At 71.2% G+C, this 21,594-nt stretch carries 21 protein-coding genes; 10 read left to right on the top strand and 11 right to left on the bottom strand.

Features of this window, described 5'->3' with window-relative positions:
* Nucleotides 1–77: 77 nt before the first annotated feature.
* A complete protein-coding gene (locus TN53_RS10915; RefSeq protein WP_046258271.1) occupies nucleotides 78–437 on the top strand; it encodes an ArsR/SmtB family transcription factor in 360 nt (119 codons plus the stop codon).
* On the opposite strand, the gene TN53_RS10910 is transcribed toward TN53_RS10915, so the two are convergent.
* Nucleotides 438–1,181: an aquaporin gene (locus tag TN53_RS10910; RefSeq protein WP_046258270.1), complete on the bottom strand. Its 744-nt coding sequence runs from the start codon at nucleotides 1,179–1,181 to the stop codon at nucleotides 438–440.
* Nucleotides 1,182–1,209: 28 nt separating this feature from the next.
* On the bottom strand, nucleotides 1,210–1,524 hold the full coding sequence (locus tag TN53_RS10905) for an ArsR/SmtB family transcription factor (protein ID WP_046258269.1): 315 nt from the start codon (nucleotides 1,522–1,524) through the stop codon (nucleotides 1,210–1,212).
* Nucleotides 1,525–1,543: 19 nt separating this feature from the next.
* Here TN53_RS10905 and TN53_RS10900 point away from each other — a divergent pair, with 19 nt between their 5' ends.
* Nucleotides 1,544–1,969 (top strand): arsenate reductase ArsC, encoded by a 426-nt coding sequence (locus TN53_RS10900; protein ID WP_046258268.1) that lies wholly within the window; start codon nucleotides 1,544–1,546, stop codon nucleotides 1,967–1,969.
* Nucleotides 1,970–1,993: 24 nt separating this feature from the next.
* Here the strand turns inward: TN53_RS10900 and TN53_RS10895 are convergent, their stop codons facing one another.
* Complete coding sequence (locus TN53_RS10895; RefSeq protein WP_046258267.1) at nucleotides 1,994–2,923, bottom strand: LysR family transcriptional regulator; 930 nt, start codon at nucleotides 2,921–2,923, stop codon at nucleotides 1,994–1,996.
* Between the two features lie 113 nt (nucleotides 2,924–3,036).
* Here TN53_RS10895 and TN53_RS10890 point away from each other — a divergent pair, with 113 nt between their 5' ends.
* Nucleotides 3,037–4,239, top strand: a complete 1,203-nt coding sequence (locus TN53_RS10890) for an MFS transporter (protein WP_046258266.1) — start codon at nucleotides 3,037–3,039, stop codon at nucleotides 4,237–4,239.
* 75 nt (nucleotides 4,240–4,314) lie between these two features.
* On the opposite strand, the gene TN53_RS10885 is transcribed toward TN53_RS10890, so the two are convergent.
* Nucleotides 4,315–5,544 carry a PP2C family protein-serine/threonine phosphatase gene (locus TN53_RS10885; protein ID WP_046258265.1) on the bottom strand — a complete coding sequence of 410 codons (1,230 nt, stop codon included), beginning with the start codon at nucleotides 5,542–5,544 and terminating at the stop codon, nucleotides 4,315–4,317.
* A gap of 137 nt (nucleotides 5,545–5,681) precedes the next feature.
* Between TN53_RS10885 and TN53_RS10880 the strand changes: the two genes are divergently transcribed.
* From TN53_RS10880 to TN53_RS10865, 4 genes are all read left to right on the top strand, one after another.
* Complete coding sequence (locus TN53_RS10880; protein ID WP_046258264.1) at nucleotides 5,682–6,788, top strand: EstA family serine hydrolase; 1,107 nt, start codon at nucleotides 5,682–5,684, stop codon at nucleotides 6,786–6,788.
* A gap of 163 nt (nucleotides 6,789–6,951) precedes the next feature.
* Nucleotides 6,952–9,411, top strand: coding sequence for a SpoIIE family protein phosphatase (locus TN53_RS10875; RefSeq protein ID WP_046258263.1), 2,460 nt, complete (start codon nucleotides 6,952–6,954; stop codon nucleotides 9,409–9,411).
* A gap of 72 nt (nucleotides 9,412–9,483) precedes the next feature.
* The gene (locus TN53_RS10870) at nucleotides 9,484–12,162 is read left to right on the top strand and encodes a SpoIIE family protein phosphatase/ATP-binding protein (RefSeq protein WP_063776241.1); all 2,679 of its coding nucleotides are present in this window, start codon (nucleotides 9,484–9,486) and stop codon (nucleotides 12,160–12,162) included.
* Nucleotides 12,163–12,295: 133 nt separating this feature from the next.
* Nucleotides 12,296–13,114 (top strand): chitosanase, encoded by an 819-nt coding sequence (locus TN53_RS10865; protein WP_046258262.1) that lies wholly within the window; start codon nucleotides 12,296–12,298, stop codon nucleotides 13,112–13,114.
* A gap of 24 nt (nucleotides 13,115–13,138) precedes the next feature.
* Here the strand turns inward: TN53_RS10865 and TN53_RS10860 are convergent, their stop codons facing one another.
* From TN53_RS10860 to TN53_RS10850, 3 genes are all read right to left on the bottom strand, one after another.
* Nucleotides 13,139–13,597 (bottom strand): MarR family winged helix-turn-helix transcriptional regulator, encoded by a 459-nt coding sequence (locus TN53_RS10860; RefSeq protein WP_046258261.1) that lies wholly within the window; start codon nucleotides 13,595–13,597, stop codon nucleotides 13,139–13,141.
* A 90-nt stretch (nucleotides 13,598–13,687) separates the two neighbouring features.
* On the bottom strand, nucleotides 13,688–14,629 hold the full coding sequence (locus TN53_RS10855) for a CU044_5270 family protein (RefSeq protein ID WP_052745175.1): 942 nt from the start codon (nucleotides 14,627–14,629) through the stop codon (nucleotides 13,688–13,690).
* Nucleotides 14,622–15,275, bottom strand: coding sequence for an RNA polymerase sigma factor (locus TN53_RS10850; protein WP_046258260.1), 654 nt, complete (start codon nucleotides 15,273–15,275; stop codon nucleotides 14,622–14,624). Before TN53_RS10850 ends, TN53_RS10855 begins: the two co-directional genes overlap by 8 nt.
* Before the next feature lie 212 nt (nucleotides 15,276–15,487).
* Between TN53_RS10850 and TN53_RS10845 the strand changes: the two genes are divergently transcribed.
* The gene (locus tag TN53_RS10845) at nucleotides 15,488–16,852 is read left to right on the top strand and encodes an FAD-dependent oxidoreductase (RefSeq protein WP_046258259.1); all 1,365 of its coding nucleotides are present in this window, start codon (nucleotides 15,488–15,490) and stop codon (nucleotides 16,850–16,852) included.
* 61 nt (nucleotides 16,853–16,913) lie between these two features.
* Here the strand turns inward: TN53_RS10845 and TN53_RS10840 are convergent, their stop codons facing one another.
* Together TN53_RS10840 and TN53_RS10835 are read right to left on the bottom strand one after the other, a co-directional pair.
* Nucleotides 16,914–17,909 (bottom strand): zinc-dependent alcohol dehydrogenase family protein, encoded by a 996-nt coding sequence (locus TN53_RS10840; RefSeq protein ID WP_046258258.1) that lies wholly within the window; start codon nucleotides 17,907–17,909, stop codon nucleotides 16,914–16,916.
* 69 nt (nucleotides 17,910–17,978) lie between these two features.
* A complete protein-coding gene (locus tag TN53_RS10835; protein WP_046258257.1) occupies nucleotides 17,979–18,614 on the bottom strand; it encodes a GNAT family N-acetyltransferase in 636 nt (211 codons plus the stop codon).
* A gap of 71 nt (nucleotides 18,615–18,685) precedes the next feature.
* Here TN53_RS10835 and TN53_RS10830 point away from each other — a divergent pair, with 71 nt between their 5' ends.
* Nucleotides 18,686–19,651 carry a DUF1152 domain-containing protein gene (locus tag TN53_RS10830; RefSeq protein ID WP_046258256.1) on the top strand — a complete coding sequence of 322 codons (966 nt, stop codon included), beginning with the start codon at nucleotides 18,686–18,688 and terminating at the stop codon, nucleotides 19,649–19,651.
* A gap of 94 nt (nucleotides 19,652–19,745) precedes the next feature.
* Nucleotides 19,746–20,240 (top strand): lamin tail domain-containing protein, encoded by a 495-nt coding sequence (locus TN53_RS10825; RefSeq protein ID WP_046258255.1) that lies wholly within the window; start codon nucleotides 19,746–19,748, stop codon nucleotides 20,238–20,240.
* Here the strand turns inward: TN53_RS10825 and TN53_RS10820 are convergent.
* Nucleotides 20,224–21,228 (bottom strand): hypothetical protein, encoded by a 1,005-nt coding sequence (locus TN53_RS10820; RefSeq protein WP_046258254.1) that lies wholly within the window; start codon nucleotides 21,226–21,228, stop codon nucleotides 20,224–20,226. The genes TN53_RS10825 and TN53_RS10820 overlap by 17 nt on opposite strands.
* Nucleotides 21,225–21,587, bottom strand: coding sequence for a PadR family transcriptional regulator (locus tag TN53_RS10815; RefSeq protein WP_046258253.1), 363 nt, complete (start codon nucleotides 21,585–21,587; stop codon nucleotides 21,225–21,227). Before TN53_RS10815 ends, TN53_RS10820 begins: the two co-directional genes overlap by 4 nt.
* Nucleotides 21,588–21,594 lie beyond the last annotated feature (7 nt).

Raw genomic sequence — 21,594 nt, 5'->3', positions numbered from 1 at the left:
GCGATCCCCTTTGTTTCGATGTTCATCGATACAGAAGCCAGCTTGGCCCCTGATTCGACAAGTGTCAACATAGATGCATGTCGAACACCGAGGTGCTGCCCCTGCTCGAACCCGACACCGCGGCACCGTGCTGCCCGCCCCTGACCGAGCGGCCCCTGACCGCCGAGGAGGCCGAGCGGACCGCCGCGATGTTCAAGGCGCTCGGCGACCCGGTGCGGCTGCGGCTGTTCTCGCTGATCGCCTCGCACGAGGGGGGCGAGGCATGCGTGTGCGACATCTCCGACGTCGGAGTCTCCCAGCCGACCGTCTCCCACCATCTGAAGAAGCTCAAGGAGGCGGGCCTGCTCACCTCTGAGCGGCGCGGCACCTGGGTGTACTACCGGGTCGAGCCGTCCGTGGTCGCCACGATGGGACAGATGCTGCGCACCTTCGGGTGACTACTCGAAGGACCGCCCGCGTACGAAGATCAGCGCCACCAGGGCCAGTCCGAGCACCCCGCCGACGAGTTGGGCACCGATGAATCCCGGCACCGAGCCCGGCGCGATGCCCGCGAACGTGTCGCTGAAGGTACGGCCGACCGTCACCGCCGGGTTGGCGAAGGACGTGGAGGACGTGAACCAGTAGGCCGCGCCGATGTACGAGGCCACGGCCACCGGCGCGAAGCGCAGACGGTCCGTGCGGGCGAGGCCGAAGATCAGCAGGATCAGGCCGGTGGTCGCCACCACTTCGCCCAGCAGCAGATGGCCGGCCGAGCGGTCGTGCGTGGACCACTTCACCAGCGGCTCGCCGAACATCGCGTCCGCCAGGACCGCGCCCGCTGTGGCGCCGGCCATCTGCGCGGGGACGTACACCGCGACCTCACGGATCCCGAGACCGTCACCGCCGCGTCGCCCCGTCCACCACTCGGCCAGCGTGACCACCGGGTTGAAGTGCGCCCCGGAGACCGGGCCGAGCAGCAGGATCAGGATGCCGAGGCCGAAGACGGTGGCGAGGGAGTTGGCGAGGAGCTGGACACCGACGTCCCGTGTCAGCCCGGTCGCCTGGATGCCGGAGCCGACCACGATCGCCACCAGTGCGGCGGTGCCGAGCAGTTCGGCCGCCGCCCGGGCGGTCAGGGGTGCGGGCCGCGGGGTCGCGGTCAGGTCCGACCGCGCCGCGGCCGTGGCGTCGGTGACGGTCAACGGGACTCCTCACAAAGGTCTTCGGGGATCACGGACAGGACCGCTTGACGTTGTTCTCCGCGGTGGCGCGCGCGAGCTCCGCCAACTCGGCGAACCCGCCCGCGAGCGAGGCGATGACCTCCGGCGTGAGCCGGTAGTAGGTGAAGCGGCCGCACGGTTCCGTCTCCACCACACCCGCCTCTCTCAGCACCTTCAGATGGTTGGAGAGGTTGGTCTGCTTCGCCCCTGTCTCCTCGATCAGATGCGTGGTGCAGAGCGTCTCGCGGGCCAGCAGGGTGATGATCCGCAGGCGGAGCGGGTCGGCCAGCACCCGCATCAGATCAGCGTCGACTGATGTCAGCATGGGCTGATACTTTCACATCATGTCCGACACCCCGCTCGCCTCCGTGCTCTTCGTCTGCGTCCACAACGCCGGCCGCTCCCAGATGGCCGCCGGATTCCTGACCCACCTCGCGGGCGACCGGATCGAGGTCCGCTCCGCCGGCTCCGTCCCCGGCGACCAGGTCAACCCGTCCGCGGTCGAGGCGATGAAGGAGATCGGCGTCGACATCTCGGCGGCCCGGCCGAAGATCCTGACCACCGAGGCCGTCCAGGCGTCCGACTACGTCATCACCATGGGCTGCGGCGACGCCTGCCCGGTCTTCCCCGGCAAGAAGTACCTCGACTGGACCCTGGAGGACCCGGCGGGCAAGGGCGTCGAGGCCGTCCGGCCGATCCGGGACGAGATCAGGAGCCGTATCGAGGCACTGGTCGCCGAGATCGACGGCCGGCGGGACGCGACGCCGTAACCGTTCGCGACACCCCCCGCCGATTCACTGCGCCCAGTGCGGCGACCAGGTCTCCGCGTCGAGACGGCCCGGCCCCGCACTGTCGAGGTAGGTACGGAGCCTCTCGAGGGCGGGGTGGGGGTTGTCCGACCGCCAGAGCAGTGAGTGCGGGTACACCGGCATCGGGTCGCGCAGTGTGATGCGGCGCAGGTCCTGGTCGGTGGGCCAGACCATGCGGGTCTGTTCGCCGACCAGCGTGGCCAGCCGCGGGGAGTCGGCGATCGTGTCCAGGAGCGGATCGGTGCCGAAGTCGGGTCCGGTCGCCTCGATGGTGAGGCCGAACTCCGTGGCGAACTCGTCGTAGTACGCCGCCCATTCGGTGTCGGCGACCAGGCCCGGCATCCAGATCCGGTGCCCGGCGAGCTGGGCCGGGGTGACCGCGCGGGCCGTGGACAGGGCGTGCCGCGGCCCGGTCAGCAGCTGGACGGGCTCGTCGTACACCCGCGCCGCGGCGATGCCGTCGGGGAGCCGGCGGGCGGGGACGGTGACGGCGCGGAAGGAGGCGTCGATCGTGCCGGAGCGGATGGCGGCCAGCGCCTCCCTGGCATCGAAGAGGGTCACCACATCGAGTTCGACCTCGGGACACGCGCGATGGAAGCCGCGCAGCAGTGCGGCCGGGCCCAGCCGGCGGCCGATCACGTCCACGCGCAGGGCACGGGAGCCGGGCCGTACGGAGGCCATGGCCCGCTCCGCGGTGTCGAGAAGCGCCCGGGCGTGCGGCAGGAACGCCTGACCGTCGATGGTGAGCCGCACCCCTCGCGGAGTGCGCGTGAACAGTCGTACGGCGAGCTCCTTCTCCAGCGCGGCGACGCGCTTGGAGACCGCCTGCTGGGTGACCGCCAGGGTCGTGGCGGCGTCCTGCAGCCGTCCCGTCTCCGCGGCCGTCACGAACGTCCGCACGGCATCGAGGTCCATGGCGCCATCGTAGAGCCACAACCCCTGGTTGTGTCCGAGCCGCTCGGGGGTTGTTTGATCTCTGGATCCGTGGACCGCTTGGATGTCCGTGGATCAGGGAGAGAGGCGGCGGCATGGGGCGGTCCTTCGGGTGGTTGTGGGCGGCGTACGGCGTCAGTGCGCTGGGCACCGCGCTGGCCCTTCACGCCTTTCCGCTGATCGCGATCCTCGTGCTGCACGCAGGTCCGGCCCAGGTGTCGGCGCTGGCGGCGGCGGGGCTCGCGGTCGGGGCGGTGGTTGCGGTGCCGCTCGGGCCGTGGGTGGAGTTCCGCCGTAAGCGGCCGGTGATGATGGCCATGGATCTGGCCCGGTGCGCACTGCTGCTGAGCGTCCCTGTCGCGTACGCCTTCGATCGACTGGGCTTCGCACAACTTCTGGTTGTGTCAGTGCTTGTCGCCGCGGCCGACATCACCTTCACCGCCGCGTCCGGCGCCTGTCTCAAGGCCCTGGTGCCGCAGGGGGATCTGCTGACCGCCAACGGACGGTTCGAGGCCACGATGTGGACCACCACCATGATCGGGCCACCCCTCGGCGGCGCGGCGATCGGACTGCTCGGCCCCGTGGTGACCGTCGTCGCCGACGCCGTCAGCTATCTGCTCTCGGCGGTCGGAATCCGCGCCATGGGCGGGAAGAAGGAGAGCCGCCCGGTACGGCCCGAGAAGGGAATCCGGCTCAGGAGCCGTGACCTGCTCGACGGCTGGCGCTTCATCCTCACCGATCCGGTGCTGCGCCCGCTGTTCCTCAACGCCGTCCTCGTCAACGGGCTGATCATGGTGGCCGCCCCGCTGCTCTCCGTCCTCATGCTCGGCGGCCTCCATTTCGCGCCCTGGCAGTACAGCCTCGCCTTCGCGGTGCCGTGCGTCGGCGGACTGATCGGCGCACGTCTGTCCCGGCGGCTCGTCGCACGGTTCGGCCGGCACGAGGTGCTCGTCACCGCCGGAACCCTGCGGGTGTGCTGGCCGCTGGGGCTGGCCTTCGTCGGTCCCGGTGTACCCGGACTCCTGCTGGTCATGGTCGTCGAACTCGGACTCATCACCTGCATCGGCGTCTTCAACCCGGTCCTGGCCACCTACCGGCTCGAACACACCCCGCCCGACCGTGTCGCCCGCACGCTGTCCGCCTGGTCCATCAGTGCCAAACTGACCATCGCCGCCCTGACCGCGCTCTGGGGCCTGCTGGCCGGCCTCACCACCACCCGCACCGCCATCGCCGTGGCCGGACTCCTCCTCCTCGCCACACCGCTCCTGCTCGGCAGACGTGCGCTGCCGTCGGCCTGACACGGCAGCGGATCACCTCCGGGGCGCACGCACGGCCGAGCGCACGGCCCCGGCCCTGCCCGGAGGACCCGCTCCTCACAGTCGTACGACGAGCAGGGCCGTGTCGTCCGTGGCCCCCTCCGGCGGGAGGAGTTCCCGCAGGACCGCGTCCGCCAGCGTCTCCGGATCGGCGTCCCGGTGACGGGTGAGGGAGTCCGCCAGGCGTTCCAGACCGATCTCGATGTCCTCGCGGCGGCGTTCCACCAGGCCGTCGGTGTAGAGCACCAGAGTGGCACCGTCGGCGAAGGCGGTCGTCGCCTGCGGTCGCGGGACCGGGTCGGGGCTGGCGTCCAGCGGCGGGTCCGTGGCCGCGTCGAGGAACTCGACCTTGCCGTCGGCGTGGACCAGGACCGGCGGAGGATGCCCCGCACTGCTGTAGGTGACGGTGCGGGCGTCGAAGTCGATGAACGTGATGACCACCGTGGCGGACTCCGCGCCGGCCACCACATGTGCGTAGCGGCCCAGGACGTCGAGGGCCTGCGCGGGGCCCTCGGCCACCCGCGAGGCGGCGCTCAGCGCGCTGCGCAGCTGACCCATCGCGCAGGCCGCCGCCAGTCCGTGGCCGACGACGTCACCGACCGCGACACCGATACGGTCGCCGCCGACCAGATCCACGAGGTCGTACCAGTCGCCGCACACGTTCAGCGCACCGATCGCGGGCCGGTAGCGGACAGCCACCCGGTGGTCCCCCTTCAGCCGGGGCGTCGGCAGCATGGCCTCCTGAAGCGCCAGCGCGACCTCGCGCTCGCGGGCGTGGGCCTTTCTCAGGCGCTCGTTGACCTCCTGCAACTCCCGGGCACGGATGTACAGTTCGGCCTCCAGCGCGCGAGCCCGGGTGCCGACGGGTCCGCCGCGGTCGCGGATGAACTCGGTGACCTCCTCCACCCGGTGCACAAGGAGGACGACCTCGCCGTCGGGGCCCAGCACGGGGGCGTTGACCGGGCTCCAGTAGTGCTCCTCCCAGCGCCCCGGCAGCTCCAGCGACCGGACGTCGTAGCGCTGCACGGCCATGGTGTCGCGCTCGCCGGTGGTCAGGACGCGCTGCAGGGAGGCGGCCAGATTGCGCATGCCGGAGGCGGCCGGGTCCTCCGGGTTGTCCGGGAAGACGTCGAAGAGGTAGTGGCCGACCAGCTGCTCCCGGCTGCGGCCGGACATACGGACGAACTCCTCGTTGGCGTCCGCGTACACCAGCTCGGGGGTCAGGACCGCCACCATGCCGGGCAGGGCCTGGAACACCGCTGCGTAGTCGATCCCCGCGTCCGCCATGGCACTGCCGCCTCACTGCCGATATCGCATCACTTTCCACGATATGAGCCGTGAGCTGCCGGCGGGCGGTTCTCGCGGACCGCGGGTGCCGGTAATTCGGTTGCCCCGGCCCTGTCCCCACGGGCTAGATTCCGCGCATGGCAGACATTCGGGGCTCGTACGACGATCTGTTCACCGCCGTGCCGAACGCACTGGCCGGTTTCCTCGACGCCGGGGACGTGGGTGGTTCGGCCGCGGTCTTCGTGGGCGGTGAGCCCGTGGTGGACGTCTGGGGCGGCTTCGCGGACGCCGGCCGCACGGTGCCGTGGGAGCGGGACACCGTCACCAACGTCTGGTCGGTCACCAAGACGATGACGGCGCTGTCCGCGCTGGTGCTGGCGGACCGGGGCGATCTCGACGTGGACGCGCCGGTCGCCCGGTACTGGCCGGAGTTCGCCGCGGCGGGCAAGGAGAAGGTGCTCGTACGGCATCTGCTCTCGCACACCGCGGGTCTGCCGGACTACGACGGGCCGGTGGAGGAGCTGTACGACTGGGCGGCGGTCACGGCGCGGCTGGCCGCGCTGGCGCCGCAGTGGGAGCCCGGGACCGCGGCCGGGTACCACTCGCTGACGCAGGGGTTCCTCGTCGGCGAGGTCGTCCGCCGGATCACGGGCCGGACGCCGGGCGCGTTCTTCGCCGAAGAGGTGGCCGGGCCGCTCGGCGCCGACTTCCGGATGGGGTTGTCCGCCGAGCACGACCACCGTGTCGCGCTCGCCGTTGCGCCGCCCGGTCAGGACGAGGACTACGTCGCCGGGGCCGCGGGCCAGGACCCGACCCCCTCCACGGCGACCGGGATCCGCCTCCGGGACGGCAACAGCGTGTCCTGGCGCCGGTCCCAGATCCCCGCGGCGAGCGGCTTCGGCAACGCCCGCTCGGTCGCCCTCGTCCAGTCGGCGATGGCCTGCGCGGGCACGGTGGGCAGCGCCCGGCTGCTGTCCCCGGCGGGCTGCGCACGGGCCTGGGAGGAGCAGTACAGCGGCGAGGACCGCATCCTGGGCATGCCGGTGAGCTGGGGCCTCGGCTACGGCCGCTTCGGCACCACGTACGGCTGGGGCGGCTGGGGCGGCTCACTCGTCATGATCGACCCGGACGCCCGTATGACCGTGGCGTACGTGACGAACCAGATGCGCGAGCCGGGGGCGGACCAGCGGGGCCTGGAACTGGTGATGGCGGCCTACGAGGGGCTGCAGGGGCTCGCCGGCTGAGCCCTGCGCCCTGCGCCCGGGTCTTCGTACCACCCGACCGTGGGGGGCACCCGGCCCCCCGCCCGGCTTCCGTCACATCTGCCCCACCCGGATGCGCCGCAGGCACCTCGTGGCGCATTCTTGCTGTGTCGCCCGTGGGGCGGCGCAGGGACGAGGCAGGCCGATGACTGGGAGCGGCGAGGACGCGCACCGGACGCCGGGACGGCTGGCCGCGCTGCTGATCGACGCCTCGACGGAGGCGATCGGCGCGGGCGGTGGTCACGCCGGCGGCGTCTACCTGCGTTCGAGCACCCCCGGGATGCTGCGCCTCGCGGTGCTCGCCGGGCTCCCGGGACCCTTGTTCCGGCCATGGTGGCGGCTGCACGCCGACCGTCCGTTCCCCGTCGCGGACGCCTACCGGCTCGGGGTGCAGGTCGTGCTGCCGAACGCCACGGAGACCATGCGCCGTTACCCCCAGTTCGCGGCCGGTCTGCCGTTCCAGTTCGGATCGCTGTACGTACCGGTCGTGGGCACGTCCACGACCTTCGGCGTACTGACCGTGCTGCGCCCTACCGCCGCGGACGCCACCGAGGTGCTGGCCGAGCGGGAACGGGTGGCGCGGGTGGCTGAGGTTCTGGCCCGCCGTCTGGAGGATCTGCGGGACACCGACCCGGTCGCCTGGGACGGTGAGCCGATGTGCGTGCGGCCGCCGACCGCGCATGCATCGGCGGGACGGCTCGGACGGTTCGCCTGGGATCCGGCGACCGGTGTGGTCACCGCGGACGCGCATCTGCATGCCCTGCTGGGCGTGGCCCCCACGGAGTTCGGCGGCACGGTCGAGGCGCTGGCCCGCGCCGTGGCCCCCGACGACACCCAGCATGTGCTCGCCGCACTGCGGGAGACCGCCGCGAGCACCCCGTCGCTGCCGCTGTATGTGCGGGCCGCGGACGGCGGGCTGCGGCTCATGGAGTTCTGGACCCCCGAGACCTCCTCAACCGCGTCCGGCGCTCGGCCCGTCAGGGGTTTCGTCCTCGATCCCGGCCCCGGTTCGGCGGCCGACGCCGCCGCCGATCTGCTGCCGGAGGGCGTGTTCTGCCTGGACCGGCTGGGGCTGGTCACCTACGCGAATCCCCGCGCCGCACAGCTGCTGCGCCGGCCGCGGGACGTACTCCTGGGCCACCCGCTGTGGGACGGCGTGCCCTGGCTGGCCCAGCCGGACTTCGAGGACCATCTGCGCAGCGCCCTGCTGTCGCCCGAGCCGGTGCATCTCCATGTGCGGCGGCCACCCGACGTGGACGACGCCTACGAGGGCGACTGGCTCGCACTGTCGGTCTACCCCGGTCCGGACGTGCTGACCTGCACGGTTCAGCCGACGAGCCGGATGCCGGACTCCGCCGACACCTTCGAGGCCGCCAAGACGGGTACGTCGTCGCTGGCGCCGCTGTACCGCCCGATCGTGCTGGCCATCGCGCTGACCGAGGCGGTCACCGCCCGTCAGGTGTCGGCCGTGGTCATGAAGGAGCTGCTGCCCGTGTTCGGGGGTCGCCGGCTGGCGATCTACCTCCTCCAGGACCGGCATCTGTACCTGGCGTGGGAGTCCGGCTTCCCGCCGGGCTTCCTCGCGCCGTTCGACGGCGTGGGGCTCGACACGCATCTGCCCGGCGTGGAGACGCTCACCACCGGCAAGCCCCTGTTCTTCGACTCGATGCAGCAACTCACCGACGCCTACCCGGGCATCCCGCTGGACGCGACGGAGGGCGCCCGTGCCTTCCTGCCGCTGATCGCCTCGGGGCGTCCGGTCGGCTCCTGCATCCTGGGCTTCGACCGCCCCCGGACCTTCACCGGCGAGGAACGCTCGGTCCTCACCGCGCTCACCGGGCTGATCGCCCACGCGATGGACAAGGCACGGCGCTACGAGAGCGAGGCCGCACTCGCCCGCGGTCTCCAACAGGCGCTGCTCCCCCGCCGTCTGACGGACCATCCGCTGGTGGAGACGGCGGGCCGCTATCTGCCCGGCACCCAGGGCATGGAGGTGGGCGGGGACTGGTACGACGTCGTCGAGGCGGGCGACGGTCTGGCCCTGGTCATCGGGGACGTCCAGGGACACGGCGTGCAGGCCGCCGCGACGATGGGCCAACTGCGCAGCGCGGTGCGGGCGTTCGCGCTCGGCGACCGGCCGCCCGACGAGGTGATGAGCGGCACGAACCATCTCCTCATCGACCTCGACCCCGGTCAGTTCGCCAGTTGCTGCTACATCCGTCTGGACCCGGTCACCGGGCTCGCCCGGGTGGCCCGCGCGGGACACCCACCGCCCCTGCTGCGCAACCCCGACGGCAGCACCCGCGTCCTCGACCTGCCCGGCGGCGTCGTGCTCGGGGTGGACCCGGGCGCCCGTTACCCGGTCACGGAGTTGCGGATCGAGCCGGGCGCCGTCCTGGCGCTCTACACCGACGGTCTGGTCGAGCGGCCGGGCATCGACATCGACGACGGCATCAGCGCGCTGCGCGTGGCCCTCGCCCGCGCCGGAGCCCCCACGGCACGTCTGGCGGGTGTGGCCGACTGGCTCACCGCGGCGGCCCGGCACGCCGCCGACCGGCCCGACGACATCGCTCTGTTGCTCGCCACCCGGAGGCGACAGCGGTGAGGCGCCGTAGCGGTTCTGTCACGGTGTGTGACGCCTCTCGCCTCATGGGGCCGTGCAGTGTAGACATGGCACATGGCCCGACTCTCGCAGCGTGACGCAGGCCGGTCGCGGCGCGGGCGAGTCGCCGAAGCCCGGTCGGCGCTGGGCGGACGCAGCGTAGCCGGACAGGTGTTCGTATCGCAGGTCGTGATCGTACTGCTGCTGGTCGTGGCCGCGGTGGTGGCGCTGGTGCTGCAGGTGCGGCACGACAGCACGACCGAGGCCCGCAACCGTTCGGTCGCGGTCGCCGAGGCGTTCGCCAACGCGCCGGGCACCCGCGAGGCCCTCGATGCCCCCGATCCCACAGCGGTCCTGCAGCCGCGGGCCGAGGCGGCGCGCAAGGCGACCGGGGTGGACTTCATCGTGGTCCTGAACACCGACGGGACCCGCTACACGCATCCCAAGCCGGACCGCATCGGGAAGAAGTTCGTCGGCACCCTGGCCCCCGCACTGGCGGGGCAGGTCGTGACGGAGGAGATCGACGGAACCATCGGCCGGCTGGTGCAGGCCGTCGTACCGATCAAGGCGCCCGACGGGAAGGTCGTGGGCCTGGTGTCGGCCGGCATCACCACCGAGCACGTGGGCGGTAACGCGGACCAGCAGATGCCGCTCCTGCTGGGCGCCGCGGCGGGCGGCCTCGCCCTGGCCACAGCGGGCACGGCCCTGGTCAGCCGGCGCCTGCGGCGCCAGACACACGGTCTGGGACCGCACGAGATGACCAAGATGTACGAGCATCACGACGCCGTGCTGCACGCCGTACGCGAGGGCGTGCTCATCGTGAGCGGCGAGGGCGTGCTGCTGCTCGCCAACGACGAGGCTGTGCGGCTGCTCCATCTGCCCGCCGACGCCGAGGGCCGGCACGTCCTCGAACTCGGCCTTCCGGCGGACACTGCCGACCTGCTGGCCTCGGGGCGGGTCGCCACGGACGAGGTGCACCTGGTCGGCGACCGGCTGCTGGCCGTCAACCAGCGGCTCACGGACCTGGAGGGCGGCCCGGCCGGCAGCGTGGCGACGCTGCGCGACTCGACGGAACTGCGGGCCCTGTCCGGCCGGGCCGAGACGGCACGCGAGCGCCTGAACATGCTGTACGACGCCGGGGTGGGCATCGGCACCAGCCTGGACGTGACCCGGACCGCCGAGGAACTGGCCGAGCTGGCCGTGCCCCGGTTCGCGGACTTCGTCACCGTGGACCTGTTCGACGCCGTACTGAGCGGCGGGCAGCCGGATTCGGGCACCGATCTGCGCCGCACGGCGTGCAGCGGGATCCGCAAGGACCCTCCCCTCCACTCCGTGGGCGACCGGATGCGGCTGGTCGCGTCCTCGCCGCAGATCCGCGCACTGCACTCCGGGCAGGCGGTCCTCGAAGCGCGCCTGGCCGAGTCCCCGGGCTGGCGGGCCCAGGATCTCGAACGCACCGCGCAGGTCCTGGAATTCGGCATCCACTCGCTGATCGCGGTGCCGCTGCGCGCGGGCGCCCTGGTCCTGGGTGTGGTCAACTTCTGGCGCTCGGAGAAGCCCGAGCCCTTCGACACCGACGAACTCGCCCTGGCGGAGGAGCTGGTGGCCCGGGCCGCGGTCTCCATCGACAACGCCCGCCGCTACACCCGCGAGCACACCATGGCGGTGACGCTGCAACGCAGTCTGCTGCCGCGCAACCTGCCCGAGCAGAACGCCCTCGACATCGCCTACCGCTACCTCCCCGCGCAGGCGGGTGTGGGCGGCGACTGGTTCGACGTCCTGCCGCTGTCCGGCGCGCGCGTGGCGCTGATCGTCGGGGACGTCGTCGGCCACGGACTGCACGCGGCGGCGACGATGGGCCGGCTGCGCACCGCGGTCCACAACTTCTCCACCCTCGACCTCCCGCCCGACGAACTGCTGGTCCTGCTGGACGAACTGGTCGGCCGCATCGACCAGGACGAGACCCAGGACGGCGACAGCGCCCCGGTCACCGGAGCGACCTGTCTGTACGCCGTCTACGACCCGGTCTCCCGGCGCTGCACCGTCGCCCGCGCCGGACACCCGCCGCCCGCCCTGATCCACCCCGACGGCAGCGTGGAGTTCCCGGACGTGCCCGCCGGTCCCCCGCTGGGTCTTGGCGGTCTGCCGTTCGAGACGGCCGACCTCGAACTGGCCGAGGGCAGCCGCCTCGTGCTCTACACGGACGGGCTGGTCGAGGACCGGGAGCGGGACATCGACGTAGGTCTGGAACTCCTGCGGGCCGCCCTGGAGCAGGCCGGTGACTCGCCGGAGGACACCTGCCGGACCGTGCTCGACTCCCGGCTCACCTCCAGGGCGAGCGACGACATCGCCCTGATCGTGGCACGTACCCGGGCGCTCGGCGCGGACCAGGTCGCCGAGTGGGACGTGCCGTCCGACCCGGCTGCCGTCGCGCGGGTGCGCGCCGATGTCACCCGGCAGCTGTCCCGATGGGGGCTCGAGGAGCTGGAGTTCGCCACCGAGCTGATCCTGAGCGAGCTGGTGACCAACGCGATCCGGTACGGCGGTGAGCCCATCCGCGTCCGGGTGCTGCGTGACCGCAGCCTGATCTGCGAGGTCTTCGACAGCAGCAGCACCTCGCCCCATCTGCGCTACGCGGCGATGACGGACGAGGGCGGCCGCGGCCTGTTCCTCGTCGCGCAGCTCGCCGAGCGCTGGGGCACGCGGTACACACCCGAGGGCAAGGTCATCTGGGCGGAGCAGCCGCTGCCGTAACCGGCACACCTTGTTCATAGGTACGAACCTTTGACGCGACGGGTGTTCATTGCGCCGCAGCTCTGATAGTAAACCTTCCTATCAGTCTCACGTACGGCCAACTCCCCACCCCCCACCTCCCTTTGGAGCCGCCGTGAAACACCCCACGCACGCGTCGCGCCGCACCGTCCTCACTCTGATCGGCGCGTCCCTCGCGACAGGACCCCTGCTCACCTCCCGAGCCGCCGCGGTCTGCGCGACCGCGACGGGACTCGACGACCCGGCGAAGAAGGAGATCGCCATGCAGCTGGTGTCGAGCGCGGAGAACTCCTCGCTCGACTGGAAGGCGCAGTACCAGTACATCGAGGACATCGGCGACGGCCGCGGCTACACCGCCGGCATCATCGGCTTCTGCTCCGGCACCGGCGACATGCTCGACCTCGTCGAGCTCTACGCCGACCGCCGCCCCGGGAACGTCCTCGCCCCCTACCTGCCGGCTCTCCGCCGGGTCGACGGCACCGACTCGCACGCCGGACTCGACCCGAACTTTCCCCGGGACTGGCGCCGGGCCGCCCAGGACCAGGCGTTCCGGCAGGCGCAGAACGACGAGCGCGACCGCGTGTACTTCGACCCGGCCGTAGGCCAGGGCAAGGCCGACGGGCTGCGCGTGCTGGGCCAGTTCGCCTACTACGACGCCATCGTGATGCACGGCGACGGCACCGACCCGACCAGCTTCCGCAACATCCGAAAGCGCGCCCTGAACCGGGCCCGGCCCCCGGCCCAGGGCGGCGACGAGGTCACCTACCTGCATGCCTTCCTGGACGCGCGGGTGTGGGCCATGAAGCAGGAGGAGGCCCACAGCGACACCAGCCGCGTCGACACGGCCCAGCGGGTCTTCCTGCGCGCGGGCAACCTGGACCTGAACCCGCCGCTGGACTGGCAGGTCTACGGGGACAGTTACCACATCGACTGACCGTCCCGAGGCACCGCCGGGACACTAGTGGTGCCAGGCTTGCCCACCCGTGTTGTGGATGAACCGCTGCAACACCTTGAGGGCGGTCAGGTACTCCTCGTCGGTGATACCCGCGTGCCGTTCCGCCCAGAGCTCGCTCTGAAGGGCTGCGGCCTTGTCGTGGAACGCCCTGCCCTCAGCCGTGATGCCCAGGCGTCCCTGGGCATCCTCGGTGATCCAGCCCCGGGCGATGATCGTGTCGATCTCCGACTCCATGGTTTCCGGGCCGGTGTCGAGATAGTTCCGAAGGAGGCGGGACACTTCGTCACGGGTCTTGACGGTGTCGGCGCCCGCGACCTGCGCCAGGGCCCACCACTGCGGCTGGGTGGTGCCGATCCCGGCGAGGGCGGCCCGGGTGCGGGCGACGACGGCCTTGTAGGCCGCCCAACTCCAGTAGCCGATGGGCTGTTTGATCAGGTCGCTGTCGCTGTGCGAGTACTCCATGGCCGAAACCCCTGTCGTTGTCCGAGCCAGTTCGACGAGACCGACCGTAGAAACTCAACTGGACTTGAGGTCAAGCCACCGGCTGAAGTACTAGGGGCGCTGACCGATGCGGTCCACGACGCCCAACGCCTCCCGGGCACGCATCTCGTGGTACCAGTCGCGATGCCTGAACTTCCCGTCGACCACGTCCGCGGTGCTCCCCTTCAGACGCAGCCCCAGGTACGTGTAGTCGGTCGCGTCGAAGATGAACGCGAAGTCGAACTTCGGGTAGGAGACGGCCACTCCCTTGCGGCCGAGGCCGTCCACCGCCTCACGATCGATCCGGATGCCGGGGATCCGCGCGACCGCCTCGAACGTGGCCGCCTCCAGCCCGGGCGGCATGATCCGCGGGACCACGAAGAACTGGACGGCGTTCACGAACGCCGTGCGGTCCCGGCGGTCCTGGCCGTCCTGGGCCCCCATCCGCAGCCTCTCGAGGAGCTCGTCCGGGTCCGTCGGCCACTTCGCCAGCTTGGCGTACTCGGTCGGCGGCCACATCACGTCGTGCTTGCCCAGGGGAGGATCGTGGTGGACCTTGCCGTACTCCTGGCGCCTGGAGGGCTTGGAGCCGTCCACGGACATCCAGCTCTGGTCCGTCCAGGTCCTGCGCTTCCCGCCCTTCACAAAGGTCCGGGTGATGTACGTCTTGGTGTACACGTACTGGTCGTCGCGCGGAATCGGCGTCCCGGCGCTGTCGGCACGGGATCGCACCGCGGCCTTGTGCAGCAGCTCGGCCGCGCTCAGCGGCGCCATCCGCGAGGCGTCCGTGCCCCCGCCGTCCTCGCGCCGGCCGGCGACGACCACGCCACCGGCGACCGCCGCCGTGGCGGTCCCGACCACCGCGGCCCTGAGCATCAGCCGCCGTGACAGCGCGCCCGGGCGCCCCTCCTGGATGATGGCGCGCCGCAGTCGGACACGGGCGGCGCTACGGGCGTCGTCGGTGAGCGGGGCCACGTCGGCCTCGAACTCGCGCACTGCGGTCAGGTCATCCACGATCGGTCTCCTCTGTCTCCTCGTGAAGGGCTGTGGGGTCCGCCCCTCCCAGTGCGTCGCGCAGCCTGGTCCGCGCCCGGCTGAGCCGTGAGCGCACCGTGCCCACCGGGATGCCGAGAGCCTCCGCGGCCTCGGCGTAGTCGAGATCGCCCCAGGCGATCACCAGCAGCACGTCCCGATACCGTGCGGGCAACTTCGCGAGGGCAGCGGCCAGTTGGGCGCGGGAGTGCTCGGCGCCGACCCTCGCCACGACCCGGTCGGCCAGCGCATCGCCGCCGTCGCCGCTCCCCGTCGAGGCGACGCGCGAGAACGCCCTCAACCGCCGCGCCTCGGCACGCCGGTGCTGGCCGACGAGGTTGGTGACGATCCCGTACAGCCACGGGCGGGCCTGCGGCCGGGACAGGTCGTAGCGGCGGCGCTGCTGGAACGCGACGACGAAGGTCTCGGCCATCAGATCGTCGGCGACCTCGGCGCCGAGCCGTCGTGCCACATAGCGGTGGATGTCGTCGGCGTAGCGGTGGAAGAGGATCTCGAAGGCATCGGGCTCCTCCCAGGACCGCTCGACGACCGAGGCGTCGGAGAGAGCGTCCTGCCGGGAGACGACCTCCGGACGGTCTCGGACGCGCGGATCGCTTGTCGATTGCATGCGGTTCCCTCGAAGTCATGGGCATGGTCGACAGCTGTTGGCCGATGCCCGCGATCGGGTTCCCGTCCGGCATGAGAGAGTGCTCGCACAGCCCGTCCAGGTCATAAAGTAGCCTTATGAGCTCATAGATCGGACCCGCGTACCAGCTTAGGCTTGCCTTAGTTTAGGCTTCCCGACGAGATCGCTTGTCGCCACTCGAAGGGAACCTGATCATGCCCCGCCCCCTGCGGGTAGCCATCGTCGGCGCCGGCCCGGCCGGCATCTACGCCGCCGACGCTCTGCTCAAGTCCGACGTGGCCACCGAGCCCGGTGTGTCCATCGACATCTTCGAGCGGATGCCCGCCCCGTTCGGGCTGATCCGGTACGGCGTCGCGCCCGACCACCCCCGCATCAAGGGCATCATCAAGGCCCTCCACCAGGTCCTCGACAAGCCGCAGGTGCGTCTCTTCGGCAACGTGGACTACGGCACCGACCTCCACCTGGACGACCTGCGCGCGTTCTACGACGGTGTGATCTTCTCGACCGGCGCCATGGCGGACCGCGAGCTGAGGATCCCCGGTGTCGAGCTCGACGGCTCCTACGGCGCCGCCGACTTCGCCTCCTGGTACGACGGCCACCCGGACGTGCCGCGCATCTGGCCGCTGGAGGCCGAGAAGGTCGCCGTCCTGGGCGTGGGCAACGTGGCGCTCGACATCTCCCGCATCCTCGCCAAGACGGCGGACGAGCTGCTGCCGACCGAGATCCCGCCGAACGTCTACGAGGGCCTCAAGGCGAACAAGGCCGTCGAGATCCACGTCTTCGGCCGCCGTGGCCCGGCGCAGGCGAAGTTCAGCCCGATGGAGCTGCGCGAGCTGGACCACTCCCCCAACATCGAGGTCATCGTCAACCCCGAGGACATCGACTACGACGAGGGCTCGATCGCCGAGCGGCGGGGCAACAAGCAGGTCGACATGGTCGCCAAGACCATGGAGAACTGGGCCATCCGCGACATCGGCGACCGCCCGCACAAGCTCTTCCTGCACTTCTTCGAGTCCCCGACGGAGATACTCGGCGAGGACGGCCAGGTCGTCGGTCTGCGCACCGAGCGCACCGAGCTGGACGGCACCGGCAACGTCAAGGGCACCGGGCAGTTCACCGACTGGGACGTCAACGCGGTCTACCGCGCGGTCGGTTACCTCTCCGACAAGCTCCCCAAGCTGCCCTGGGACATCGGCTCGGGCACCGTCCCGGACGAGGGCGGCCGTGTGATCCAGGAGAGCGGCGCGCACCTTCAGTCCGTGTACGTCACCGGCTGGATCCGGCGCGGTCCGGTGGGCCTCATCGGCCACACCAAGGGCGACGCCAACGAGACCGTGGCGAACCTGCTGGACGACTTCGCGAACGACCGTCTGCAGACGCCGACCTCTCCCGAGCCGGAGGCCGTGGAGGCGTTCCTCGCCGAGCGCGAGCTCCGCGTCACCACCTGGGAGGGCTGGTACAAGCTGGACGCCGCCGAGAAGGCGCTGGGCGAGCCGCAGGGCCGCGAGCGCGTGAAGCTCGTCGAGCGTGAGGACATGCTCAAGGCGAGCGGCGCGTAAGCGAGTTGTTCCGTACGACGTGACGGGGCCGGGGATTCGTTCCCCGGCCCCGTCCCGCGTTTCAGTGCTCGACGGTGACGACGATCTTCCCGACCTGCGAGCCCGCCTCCATGTACCGGTGCGCCTCGGCGATCTCTTCCAGAGCGAAGACGCGGTCCACGACGGGTACGAGGACACCCGTGCTCAGACCGGCGGTGACGAACGCCTCGGCGCGGCGCAGCCGTTCGGGGTCCCGCGTCGTCTCGGGGAGGGTGTAGCTGCGCATGTTCAGCGCGGGCATGCCGAGGTCGAACCCGGGGTACGGCGTGGGCAGACCGCTCAGGGCGCCGTACAGGAACAGCGTGCCGCCGGGGGCGACCACCCGGGCCAGGTCCACCACGCCCGGACCGGCGACGGCGTCGAAGACGAACTCGGCGCCGCGCCCCGCCGTCAGCTCCATGACCCGGCCGACGACATCCTCCTCCGCGGTCACGATCACCTCGGCCGCGCCCGCCTTCAGCAGCGCCTCCCTCTTGGCACGGGTGCGGGTGGTGGCGACGGGGACCGCGCCGACGCTGCGGGCGACCTGGATGGCGGCCAGGCCCACGCTGCTGGACGCGGCCGTCAGGACGACGGTGTCCCCGGCCCGCATCCCGCCGACCTCGACCAGCGCGCCGTAGGCCGTCATGTACGGCATCCACACCGCGGCTCCGGCGACGGCGTCGAGCCCTTCGGGGCGCCGGAGCACCGCCCTGGCGGGGACGACGGCGCGCTCGGCGTAGACCCCGTGGTCGTTCATGGAGAACGCCGGCACCACGCTGACCTGTTGGCCGATCGCGAACCCCGTCACGTCCGCGCCGACCGCCTCGACGATGCCCGCGGCCTCGATGCCGAGCCGGGCCGGGAGCCGGGCGGGTTCGATGTACCGGCCGCTGCGGAACAGCACCTCGGCCCGGTTGAGACCGATGGCGTCCACGCGGATCAGCAGCTCGCCGGCGCCGGGTTCGCCGACCGGCACGTCCTCCAGCCGCAGTACCTCGGGCCCGCCGAGCTCATGGAACCGCACGGTCCTGGTCATGACGTATCCCCCTGAAGCCTGAAGTTCGATGATGATCGTAGTTCGACAGTCATCGTACTTCAATGCCCCCTAGAGACGGTCGAGTTCTCCCGTCGTACGCCCGAGGCAGGCGACCGGGCCGCCCAGGTCCGGGACGTCGATCTCATGGAAGCCGAGGCGGTCGTAGAAGGCGCGGGCCGGGACGTTGGCCGTCGCCATCACCAGATGCACGGCCGGCACCCCTCGGTCCCGCAGGGCCCGCAGGAACGTCCGCATCAGCTCTCGGCCGTGACCGTGACCCTGCCACTCGGGGAGCAGGTCGATGTGCAAGTGGGCGGGGTAGGCGGCGAGTTCGGGGACGATCATGCGCTCGGGGTGGTGCAACAGCGGGATCATCGCCTCGTCGGGGGTTGCGGGCGGGCCGCTGGGTTCCGGGTAACGGTCGGCGACCAGAGGGAGCCACTTCTTTCGGAAGTCGTCGGCGAAGCGAGGGGTGTCGGCGGTGCCGAGGATGTAGCCGACCGCCCGCCCGCGCCCGTCGTCCAGCACGAACACGAGGTCCGGTTCCAGTTCCGCGTAGGGAGTCGCGAAGATGACCGGAAGGATTCCGGGGTCCTCGTACACAGGGCGGCTGTCCAGGCCGTTGTGTGCGGTGCGGATGCAGATGTCCTCAAGGGCGGCTCGGTCCTCGGGACGGTACGCGCGGATCACGGCTGGCGAAGTCATCGCAGCATCCTGCATAGTTGGGAGCGCTCCCACAACCCCGTGGGCGGAAGATCACCTGTTAGCGTCCTGCGGTGTTCTCCCTCCATGAGCCTGCCCTCTTCACCCGACTTCGTACCGCGCGACGGGTGCTCATCGCCGGTGCGGGCGGCGGTTTCGACATCTATGCCGGTCTTCCGCTGGCCCTCGCGCTGAGGTCGGCCGGGAAGGAAGTACATCTGGCCAATCTGTCGTTCGCGGATCTCTACGGCCTCGACGCGGACGCGTGGCTGGACATGGACGTCGCGGCCGTGCGCCCCGACACCGCCGCCCGCGGCGACTACTTCCCCGAACGCTCCCTCGCCCAGTGGCTGGACCGCCAGGGCCTGCCCGCGACGGTGTACGCATTCCCGCGCTCCGGCGTGCAACCGCTGCGGGCCGCCTATCGCGCTCTCCTCGACCACCTGGGCCCGGTGGACGCGCTCGTGCTGGTGGACGGCGGGACCGACATCCTGCTGCGGGGCGACGAGCACGGGCTCGGCACCCCGGAGGAGGACATGGCGAGCCTGGCCGCGGTGGCGGGGCTGGAGGAGATACCCGAACGCCTGGTGGCGTGCCTCGGGTTCGGGGTGGACTCCTACCACGGTGTCAACCACAGCCTGGTCCTGGAGAACCTGGCCGCGCTGGACCGCGAGGGCGGCTACCTCGGCGCGTTCTCGCTGCCGCACGAAAGCCGCGAAGGGGCCCTCTACCTCGACGCGGTGGCCCATGCCCAGGAGTGCACCCCGGAGTATCCGAGCATCGTCAACGGCTCCGTCGCCGCCGCCGTGCGCGGCGACTTCGGAGACGTCCGCTTCACCGAACGGACCCGCGACAGCGAGCTGTTCATCAATCCGCTCATGGCCCTGTACTTCTGTGTGGACGCCACCGCCCTCGCCGGCCGCAACCTCTACCTCGACCGGCTCGAGAACACCGCACTGATGCGCCAGATCAGCTCCGTCATCGCGGAGTTCCGTGACGAACTGCCACGACAGCGGCCGCCACGCGCGTATCCGCACTGAAGGTCACGTTTCGGAGAATCCGCCGTGATCGCGCAGCAAGGCTGTATACGCTCCAGGTTCTTCTTCACTGAACCTTCACAAGGGGGGCCTTGTCATGCGTATACGCCTTGCCGCCACGACCGCCGCCGCCGCGGGCACACTGATCGCGCTCACGGCCGTACCGGCCCAGGCCGCCGAGTACACGTCCGCGCTGAAGATCCGCGGCGTCCAGTACGACGCGCCCGGCAGCGACTCCAACAACTGCGCCACCGGGAACACCGACGAGGAGTACCTGACCATCAAGAACTACTCCTCGACCAAGACCGTGAACCTCAAGGGTTACGCCGTCGAGGACGCGGCCGGGAACTACTACGAGTTCCCGGCGAACCACTACCTCCAGCCCGGTGACTACGTGAAGCTCCGTGGCGGCCACGGCACGGACTCCGACGCGAAGAACGTCGCCTACCGCGACAACTGCAACTTCATGTGGAACAACGACAAGGACACGATCTACGTGTACAAGCCCTCCGGCAGCCGGGCCGACGTGCACTCCTACACGAAGAGCGGCTCCGACCCGGACCGGAACGGTTACATCAAGTTCCACAGCTGAGGTCGCGCCTGGCCACCACCCCCAGCACCACGACCAGCAGCGTGAGCGCGGCCGCCTGGGCGACCGCCCCGACGACGAACACGGCGGGCAGGGGGAAACCGAGCCACGGAAACAGTGCCGCCACCCGCACCACGAGGATCAGCAGGCCCAGTACGGCCAGGGCCAGGGCACTGCTTCCGGCGCCCGGTTCCGCGCGGCGGGAACCCAGCAGCAGCCAGCCCAGGACGGCGAGCACGAAGCAGGTCGCGGGCGCCCAGGCGATGTCGGCCATGGCGGGCAGGACAGCGACGGAGGCGCCCGTGACGACGCAGCAGGCCAGGAAGGCGAGGCCGGGGGCATCGCCGGGCAGCGCGGCCTGCGGGGCGTCGCGGTGGTACGCGGCGCACACGGCGAGGGCCGGCAGCCAGGCGAACAGCGCGTTGGCGGTGGCGAACCACGGGTCGGACGCCGACCAGTCGCTCACCAGCGGCGCGATCAGCGGCCACAGCGAGGGCAGCGCGGCCAGCAGCACGGCGGCCCGGGCGAGGCGCCGGCGGTCGTGGACGAGGGCGAAGAACCCGACCGTCCACTGCAACGGCAGCACCCAGCCGGCGATGGCGGCGACGCTCTCCATCGGGCCGCGACCGGCGAAGCCCGTCAGGAACATGTCCCATTCACGCGCGCCGCGGGTGGCCGACCAGGTCACCCGCAGGATCTCGTCGGAGACGACAGCGGCCGCCTGGAGCAGTACGGCGTACAGCGCGAAGTGCCGGACGGCCGAGCCGAGCAGGGCGTAGCGCCGGGGCGCGCCGACGGTGGCCAGTCTGCTGCGCACGGCGAGCGCGGCGATGCTGGCCACCTCCCCGAGCGTGGGCCTGCTCTGGTCCTGGGTGTCGCGGTCGACGTCCCACAGATAGACCTCGACCATCTCCTCCTCCCGATCCCTGCGGTAGTAGGCGGGGAGGAGGCGCAGCACGGTGCGGTAGCGCGCTTCGAGCAGGGTCGTCATGCGAGGCCTCCCGCGAGTCCCGGTCCGGTGACGGGCGGGGTGCCGGTGGCCTTGCGGCCCTCGGCGATCCGCTGCTTGGCGGCGCTGGCGCCCGCGGCCATCCGCTCCGCCTCGGCGCCGAGGGCCCGCATGCCCTCGTCCGTGAGGCGGTAGTAGCGCCGGAGCCGGCCGTCGTGGACCTCCTCGCGGTCCAGCACGATCAGAGCGTCCGCGGTGAGCCGGTCCAGCACGCCGTACAGCGTGCCGACCCGCATCTGCACCGCCCCGGCGGAGAGTTCCTCGACCTCGCGCAGGATGCCGTAACCGTGCCGGGGCTCGTCCGCCAGGGCGGCGAGGACGAAGAACGCCGCCTGTGTCATGTTCCTC

Origin of the sequence: Streptomyces sp. WM6386, from assembly GCF_000972385.1 — a bacterium.
Lineage (GTDB): Bacteria > Actinomycetota > Actinomycetes > Streptomycetales > Streptomycetaceae > Streptomyces.
The sequence above is the reverse complement of the archived record's forward strand: the minus strand, read 5'-3'. Positions and strand labels throughout refer to the sequence as shown.